Raw genomic sequence first — 8,308 nt, 5'->3', positions numbered from 1 at the left:
CGCCCCGTGAGAGGCCTGGGGGCTGGCGGCCAGCCCGACCGGCGCCTGGGCGGGGCATGGCGATCAGATCGCCATCTGGCAAGGCGAGGGCTGGCTGTTTCTGGCCCCCGCCATCGGCTGGCGGGCCTGGGATCTGGCCGCGACAGCCCTGCGGGTCTGGGACGGCAGCGCCTGGGTCACGCCACAGCAGCAGGACCGGCTCGGCATTGCCACATCGCCCGATAACACCAACCGGCTGGCGGTGGCCTCGGATGCGGTGCTGTTTACCCATGCGGGCGGCGACCAGCAGGTGAAGATCAACAAATCTGGTGATGCGCAGACCGCAAGCCTGGTGTTCCAGTCCAACTGGGCGGGTCATGCGGAAATGGGGCTGGCAGGCAGCACCGACTTCTCCATCAAAGTATCAGGCGGAGGCAGCTGGCCCGAGGCACTGGTGGTCAAATCCGCCACCGCGCGGGTCGGGCTTGGCACCAGCACGCCGGGTGCCCGGCTGGCCCTGTCCCATGGGGGCAGCGGCGACGACTACCTGCTGGCCGGCGAGGCCAGCGAGCTGTTTCGTCTCGGGGCGGATGGCAATGGCAGCTGTGCCGGCAGCTGGAGCGGTGGTGGTGCCGATTTTGCGGAATACTTTGAATGGCAGGATGGCAACCCGGGGCAGCAGGACCGGCGTGGCCTGTCGGTGGTCCTGGGCGCGAAGGGGCGCATTCGGCCTGCGCAAGCGGGCGAGACGCCGATCGGCGTGGTTTCGGCCCTGCCCTGTCTGATCGGCAATGACGATTGCGGCGCATGGCAGGGGCGCTGGCAGCGCGATGCCTTTGGCGCCCTGCTGCGCGATGACGCGGGCCTGCCCCTGGTCGCGCCGGAATATGACCCCGACCGCCCCTATCAGCCTCGCGCGACGCGGGCGGAGTGGGCGGTGATCGGGATGATGGGCCGGGTGCTGATCCGACGGGGCCAGCCGGTAGATCGGCGCTGGATCCGGCTCGGGGCGGCCGAGGACCTGCATCCGGCCGGCACCGCGGCGCCGGATCTGCAGCTGGACATCTGGCTGTTGCGCTGAATTTGCACGGCGCGAAATCTCAGACCCGCAGACATACGAAAGACCGCCCTGGGCTGCAGTCCCGGGACGGTCTTGGATTTTAACGATGATCTCAGCATTGGCCCCTGCCGACAGGGCCGGGCCAATGCGGGATCAAACCGTCTTAGTTGGTGCCGGAACCAGAACCGGAGCCGGAGCCGGAGCCCGAACCGGAGCCCGAACCGTCAGCATTCTTGTCGTTGGTCACAACGCCAACAACGATTGCAGCCGCGATAACGCCGGCTGCGATACCAGCGGCACCCAGACCGCCAACACCCAGACCTGCGCCGCCGCCAGCACCGCCGCCGCTGCTTGCACCAGCACCGCCTTCAGCCTGAGCAAACGCACCGGTTGCGGCCATGATGGCCAGCGCGGAAACTGCGATAATATTCTTCATACTTAAACTCCTGTGGAGATATGGGATATCCTTGCCCGGACATTACGTGAGCGTTCGGACTATTTCAACGTCCGCAATAGCATCCAGATCCTTGCTTTTCCGTTTTTATTTCGACGTTGCCGAAAAATCGCGGCAAAAAGGCCGTCCTGAAGGGGTCAGAAGCGCTTTGTTGCTCAAATAACCACCTGGCGTGTGCGAATATAGCCAATCGCCGGTCCCGCCCACTGGCGCGATTGCCACAGGCGGCCACTGCGGGAATCAACCCAATAGTCGTTGATCACCATGCCATCTCCGATCGCGTCGCAGCGTTCCTGCAGGTGCCGGGTGGGATAGGTGAGACCAACGATTTCAAGCTGTTCGGCACCGAGATCCTCGATCTCGCAGGCCATGCGGATGATCGAGGAATCGCTGTCGCCGTCGCGGACTTCATACATCCGGGCGCCGCCCCGGGACGGCCCCATGGCCCCCTGCCCGTCGGCGGGAACAACCGCAGAAAGCAAGGTGCCGCGCAGGCCCCGGGTGGCAATCAGCATGCCGTCGCGAAAGGCAAAGCTGATGTTGTCCACCGTGCGCCAGACCTCGATCTGGCCTGGCAGCTCGTCGGTGCGGCGGACCTGAAGGGTCAGATAATCGCGCAGATCGACCTCTTCGATCACCACTTCGATATGTGGCTCCTCGATGGTGTCCAGCAAGGCCCGGGTCAGGGTCGGCGGCTTTGGCGCCTGTGCGCGTGTGAACCGGCGCTTGACCTCATCGCGGACCACGGAGCTGATCTCCACCTCCAGGGAGGCGGTCTCCGGTCCGGTGCTGCAGCCGGAGACAATCGCAATCGCAACAAGGCCCAGCCGCGACAAAAGCCACTGCCCGGCGCCGTCAGCCCAGACCCGGATCAGAGGAGAGAACACGCCGGACATCATTCCCAGAACCTCGCACGCTGGTCGGACAGACTTTTCTGATGGGCGTTGCGGATGGTCCCGTAGAGCCCGCCGGGCACGGCCACCCGCTGGCCGCCATCGCGCTGCACCGGGCGCACCACCAGGCCATAGCCATTGCGGCTTTCCTTGCCCAGAAGCCAACCCAGCGGGATGGTCAGCAAGATCCCCTTGTCAAAGGACCCCTCGCCGAAATCTTCGGCCGAAACATCGGTGATGGTGAAGAAGGCGCCGAATTCCCAGCCGTTGTTGAACTGGCGCAGCAGGGTAAAGGTGCTGCCGTAGTCCCCCGCCAGATAGCGGCCCGCATCGACCTGGAACAGGTAGTTCTTTGGCAGCTCCAGATAGGCGGTGGCATGGCCGGTCAGCACGTCATAGTCACGAAAGCTCAGCCGCTGGTCGAAATCGCGCTGGCGCACATAGTTCAGTTCCAGCCCCAGCCCCAGGCGGCTGCTGACCGGTTTCCACAGGACCTCGCCCGAGATCCCGCCATACATGGCTTCGAGGTAACCGGCCGTGACCCGGGCATAGAGATCCTTGCCCGGCTGCCAGCGCCGCTCCGCATAGAGGTTGTTCAGGGTGGTGTCATAGCGGGCGTATTCGTGGAAATCGGTCCGCACCGCAGGCAGGCGCGACGGGTAGCGACGGCCCTGGGCGACGTTGCCCCAGATGCGCTGATTGATCGCCCCTGCAATGCGCCAGCCCGGGGCGGGGGTGTAGCTGGCCCCGAAACTCAGGCCGACATCCAGGCGGAACGGCAGCGTCGGGTCGAAATAGGACGGGGAAGCATAGGGGCTGATCGAAGTGCCGAAATCGGGATACAGCCCATCCCCCAGGATCGCCGCGTCGGCGGCGGGACCGGCCCCTGTCATCGCGGCCACCGCCCAGATGGCTTCGGCCGCTTCAGGCGCGAATTCCAGCGCCTCCAGATCGGAGCGCCGCAACTCTACCGCCGACAGGCCCTGACCGCGGAACACCGGCACGATGCGGAAGGTCTCGACCGAGGGCGGCAGGGTGCGCGACATCGCCCGCGCGGTGCGCCCGACCGCCAATGTATGTGACCGGTAGTGAGGGTTGCGGATGCGCACTTCGGCGACGGTGCCCTGCAGGGTCACGCTTTCCAGCACCAGGTTTTCACTGCGCAGCGCCTCGGCCAGCAGATCCCGCACCTGAAGGCGACGGTCGCCGCTGTCGGCCCAGGCCGCGCTCCACTGCTCCTCCTGCGGCGCCCAGGTGTGGCGCGGCACCACCGGAGTGGGCGCGGCCAGCTTGGTGCGGGTCGCCGGATGACGCGGGTTCAGCTGCAACTGCGCGGTCACGCCAAGTTCCGAGCCATAGAGATAATAGGCCCCCAGCCGCAGCTGGCGAGTATATTGATATTCAACCCCGAAGTTCAGCGGCGAACGACGCTCGAAGGACTGCAGCTGGCGGGTTTCCGTGGTATAGGCATCCGAGGAATATTCCGCCTTCACCCCCCATTTGCCATAGGTCCATTCGATCCCGGCAAAGGGCGCCACATCGCCGCGGAACCACTGGTCATAGGACAGCTCGCCGCCGGTGTCGCCGCCGACGAAACTCGGGCGGTCCCCCAGGGTGGCAACCGCCCCGTAAGAGCCGAACCGCCCCCAGCCCAGCCCGGCAGTGACCTTCAGCCGCCCCGGCAGCGCCTTGGGGTCAAAGGATTTGGTGGCCACCACATATTCACTGCCAAAAAGGCCGGTGCCGGCGAAATCCTGTAGCCCGACGACCACCGCAGGGCGGTAGCGCCCTTCGTCCCAAAGCCGGAATCGCACGTCAAAGTTGCGGTCGTAATAGGTCTCAAAGCCAAAGAACAACCTGTCGGGGTTCTGGTTGACCAGGGCGTTGTAGCGAAAGGACACCGACATCCAGGGCATCGCCTGAAACTGCAGGTTCATCCGGGTCTGGCCGGCGAACCAGCCGACGGAGGGCGCAAATTGCGCATCCGGCATCATCTCGGCGCTTGGCATATCCACCAGGCCGGGGGAGCCGTAGAAATTGAGGCTCGGCGTGCGGGGCCAGGCAAACCCATTTGGCGCCTCCACTGTTTCGCGCGCCTCCTGGGCCTGCAGCGGCGCGCCCAGGAGGGCAGCGGCGACAGCCCCGCAGCACAGCGGCTGCAGAACGGATTTCAGCATCGGCCGACGCCGACCAAACTGGTTTACGGGCATCCGGGAAGGGCAGCGTGTCACGAGCGGGGGCGTCCTTGAGCGGTCATCTGTTCTGTCACCCGGTTCTGTCACTCGGTGCATCTGTGGCACCGCTGTCGGGAGTGTTCCCAAGCTTACTGCCTGAGACACCGGACCCGATCAACGGCCAAGTGCGGTCGCTGCCGCTTTGGGGCCGGCTTTGTGGCTTCAGGACGACTTGCGGTCGGCCAGCGGCTGCACGTAACCCTCGACCCAGCGCATGATCACCCGGCGGGCGCCCTCGCTGTCGCCGGAGGCCACCACCTGGCGCAGGGCGCGCAACAGGGCTGCCACCTCGATTTCCGACAGCACCGCCTCGCGGGCGCAGAAAATCTTGGGATGGCGGGTGGTGATCAGCTCGGTCGAGAGCGTCAGCTCTTCTTCCAGCTTCTCGCCGGGGCGCAGACCGATGATGTCGATGGCGATATCGCCCTCCGGGTGGTCGTCGTCGCGCACCGAGTAGCCCGCGCTTTCGATCACCTGCCGCGCCAGCTGCAGAATCGAGACCGGTTCGCCCATGTCGAGCACGAACACCTCGCCGCCCTTGGCCTCGGCCCCGGCCTGCAACACCAGCTGCACCGCCTCGCGGATGGTCATGAAGTAGCGTTTGACACGCGGGTCGGTGACGGTGACCGGCCCCCCCCGGCTGATCTGTTCCTGAAACAGCGGAATGACCGAGCCGGAAGACCCCAGCACATTGCCAAAGCGCACCATGGTGAACACCGTATGCCCCGCCGACCCATCACCGTAGGGCGCACTGCGCGAGGCAAGATCCTGCACCACCAGTTCGGCCATCCGCTTGGAGGCGCCCATCACGTTGGTCGGGCGCACCGCCTTGTCCGAGGAAATCAGGATGAAGCGTTCCACCCCGAATTCCGCCGCGGCGCGGGCCAGCGTCTGGGTGCCAAAGACGTTGTTGGCCAGCCCCGCCAGCGGGTTGGCCTCGACCAGAGGCACATGTTTATAGGCTGCGGCATGCAGCACCACCTGAACCTGGTGGTTGACCAGCACCCGGCGCACCTGGCGCGGATCGGTGACCGAGCCCAGCACCGGCACCAGTTCGATCCCGGTGCCTTCGAGCTGCTGACAGAGTTCCTGATGGATGGTGTAGAGCGCCAGTTCCGACAGCTCGTAAAGCACCAGCTTGGCCGGGCGGCAGGCCAGCACCTGGCGGCAGAGCTCGGAGCCGATCGACCCGCCGGCGCCAGAGACCAGCACCACCCGGTCGGCATAAGAGACCGCGGCCTCTTTCATCGGCACATCGCGCGAGGCCCGGCGCAGGAAGTTCTGCGGCGGCACCGGGGTCAGCTTGTCGACCAGGGCTTCCTCGCCGATGAGCTGCGCAAAAGAGGGCAGCGCCTGCACCTCGAGGCCGAGTTTCTGCAGCCGCTGAATGATCTGCGCCTGTTTTGGCTGGTTCTGCGAGGGCATCGCCAGCAGCACCCGTTTGACATCGCGGGTCTTGACCAGCTCGGCAATCCGCGCCGGGGCACAGACCGGCAGGCCGACCAGAGTCAGCCCCTGCAGGGATTTGTTGTCATCGACAAAGGCGACCGGATCAATGCCGTCATGCGCCTTGAGCGCCTGCGCCAACTGGGTGCCGGTGTTGCCGGCGCCGTAAATCACCACCCGCGCCCGCGGCCGGGCCCGGCGATAGACCGCCAGCACGATCTGATAAAGCACCCCGCGCACCGCCACCATCATGATCAGATAGCTGATCGCAAAGACCACATGCACGCCCGGCGGCACCTGCGGGCCAAAGATCCGGCACAGCACCGCCTCCATCGCCGCGGCGCTGACGGCCACGACCGCCGTCTGCCCCATGGCATGGCGTTCATAGGCAATGAGCTGCACCTGCGGCAGGCCCAGCCAATAGGACAACCCCCCGGTGGCAATCAGGATATAGGGCAGGATCGGAAACATCTGCCCCAACAGGGTCAGGGGTGCGACCGGCTGGTCCTGAACCGTATAGGTAAACAGGAGCGCCAAAGGCAGCAGCAGCAGGTCGATGCCCAGAAATACGCCCGATTTCTTCGACCGTGAAAGCCCGCTGATGAGGTTGAATGTCGACACAAGTGGTTCCGTTTACTCTCGAGAGATCTCAGATCGCTCTGCCCTCAGGGCTGATTTTACATGGGAGCATGGTTCTATGCGAAAGCGGTATAAAATGCATCTGGTCGTTTTGAAATATGCTGACCTTACCCCTTGTGGGTGGGGATATCATCTAAGGTGTATCAAAAAACTTCACGATCCCTGTGAAAAACAGGAGATTGCGCTAAAAATCGCCGATGCGGAATGTGAACCCGCCCCTGATGCCCGCGCGACGGGGCTCTTCCGTCTCGGGCGACCGTCATAAAAGGGTCCATTGTCATGTCGTCTGGCTTTGAAATCATCCGTTGATATTAGCCTGCCCCGGGCGGCTTTCAAAGCATCCACGCGAAATCTGCGTGAATTTGAGGCATTTTGCCCACGTTTTGGGCATCCCCCCCGGTACGGACCGCTCAGCGTTCCCGGCGAAACAGGTTGCCGATGGTCTGAAAGACCAGATCGAAATCGTAGCACATGCTCTGATGGCGCTGGTAGATCAGATCCAGCCGCGCCTTGGCCGGCACGCAGATGCGGGAATAGACCGCATCCGTTTCCTGTGGCGTGGCCCGGCGCGCGAGCAGCGCCGTCTCATGCTTGTGATAGGTGATCGAGGCCAGCCCGGTCACCCCCGGGCGCGATTTCAGCACCTCGCGGTAGATCTCGGGATAGGCTTCGACATATTGGCGCAGCGGTGGCCGCGGGCCGACAAAGGACAGATCGCCGCGCAGGATGTTCCACAGCTGCGGAAACTCGTCCAGCCGCTTGCGGCGCAGCCAGGCGCCGGTTTTGGTGACCCGGGCGGCCTTGTCGCCGCCAGAGACGCCGCTGTCCTCTTCAACCACGGTCATGGTGCGCAGCTTCCACAGCATGAAGGGCTGATCCAGCCCCTTCATCCGCTCGGCCACGTAAAATACCGGACGGCCCTCTTTCAGCAGCAGCCAGATCAAAAGCCCCAGCAGAATGGGGCCAAGGATCACGATCAGCAGGGTGACAAAAAAGAGGTCAAACAGCCGCTTGTCCCAGGTCATGAGGGGTCTTGCTCCTTCTTTTCAGTCCCTAACAGGGCGATTTCCGCCAGCATCGCCCGGGGGTCCGCAACCGGCAGGGACATCTTTGGCGCCAGAAACGCTGTCAGGCGGGTGACGTCAAGCGCCACCTCGGCGATGGCCGTCTGCGGCGCTGCAGCTGTGGCAAAGTCCCGCCCGGCCGCCCGCAGCAGGGCCGCCATCTCCACCGGACCAGGTTGGGCAACGTTCAGCACCGGCGGCAGATCCGGCAGCGCCAGCAGCGCGGCGATCACATCCGCCAGCATCAGCGGCCCGATATAGCTGCGCCGGGGACTGCGGCCATCGGCAAAGCGGTCCAGCCGGAACCCCGGCCTCCAGCCGCCAAGAATGGCGTCAAAGCCGGCCACATTGCCGATCCGCAGCAAGCAGAGATCGACCCCCAGCGCATCCGCAAGGCGGCGGGCCTCGCCCTCCATCTCGGCCTTGGCCTGACCATAGGGATTGGCGGGCCGGAGGGGCAGATCCTCGTGCAGGGGGGTGGCCTGGGAACCGGGCTGGGCGCCATAGACCGCCGCTGAAGAGGCCAGGATCACCCGCCC

Annotated in this window: 7 protein-coding genes and 1 pseudogene; 2 read left to right on the top strand and 6 right to left on the bottom strand. The window is 64.8% G+C overall.

The window, feature by feature from the left end:
* Positions 1–22: 22 nt before the first annotated feature.
* Together TRIHO_RS24275 and TRIHO_RS00300 are read left to right on the top strand one after the other, a co-directional pair.
* Positions 23–166, top strand: a pseudogene (locus TRIHO_RS24275) (DUF2793 domain-containing protein); the annotation flags it as partial.
* Between the two features lie 75 nt (positions 167–241).
* A complete protein-coding gene (locus TRIHO_RS00300; protein ID WP_068239107.1) occupies positions 242–1,060 on the top strand; it encodes a peptidase G2 autoproteolytic cleavage domain-containing protein in 819 nt (272 codons plus the stop codon).
* Positions 1,061–1,202: 142 nt separating this feature from the next.
* Here TRIHO_RS00300 and TRIHO_RS23465 read toward each other — a convergent pair whose 3' ends face one another.
* From TRIHO_RS23465 to TRIHO_RS00270, 6 genes are all read right to left on the bottom strand, one after another.
* The gene (locus TRIHO_RS23465) at positions 1,203–1,475 is read right to left on the bottom strand and encodes a hypothetical protein (protein WP_068239104.1); all 273 of its coding nucleotides are present in this window, start codon (positions 1,473–1,475) and stop codon (positions 1,203–1,205) included.
* A gap of 173 nt (positions 1,476–1,648) precedes the next feature.
* Complete coding sequence (locus TRIHO_RS00290) at positions 1,649–2,380, bottom strand: YjbF family lipoprotein (RefSeq protein ID WP_232367668.1); 732 nt, start codon at positions 2,378–2,380, stop codon at positions 1,649–1,651.
* An 8-nt stretch (positions 2,381–2,388) separates the two neighbouring features.
* A complete protein-coding gene (locus TRIHO_RS00285) occupies positions 2,389–4,563 on the bottom strand; it encodes a YjbH domain-containing protein (RefSeq protein ID WP_068239112.1) in 2,175 nt (724 codons plus the stop codon).
* 219 nt (positions 4,564–4,782) lie between these two features.
* On the bottom strand, positions 4,783–6,687 hold the full coding sequence (locus tag TRIHO_RS00280) for a polysaccharide biosynthesis protein (protein ID WP_068239103.1): 1,905 nt from the start codon (positions 6,685–6,687) through the stop codon (positions 4,783–4,785).
* A gap of 428 nt (positions 6,688–7,115) precedes the next feature.
* Complete coding sequence (locus tag TRIHO_RS00275; RefSeq protein ID WP_068239102.1) at positions 7,116–7,730, bottom strand: sugar transferase; 615 nt, start codon at positions 7,728–7,730, stop codon at positions 7,116–7,118.
* The coding region (locus tag TRIHO_RS00270; RefSeq protein ID WP_131811163.1) for an NAD-dependent epimerase/dehydratase family protein at positions 7,727–8,308 on the bottom strand (582 nt) is incomplete at its 5' end. The genes TRIHO_RS00275 and TRIHO_RS00270, both read right to left, overlap by 4 nt.

The organism is Tritonibacter horizontis, from assembly GCF_001518015.1.
In the GTDB taxonomy this organism is placed as follows: domain Bacteria; phylum Pseudomonadota; class Alphaproteobacteria; order Rhodobacterales; family Rhodobacteraceae; genus Epibacterium; species Epibacterium horizontis.
Note: the sequence above shows the minus strand (reverse complement) of the source record. Positions and strands in the feature narration are given on the sequence as shown.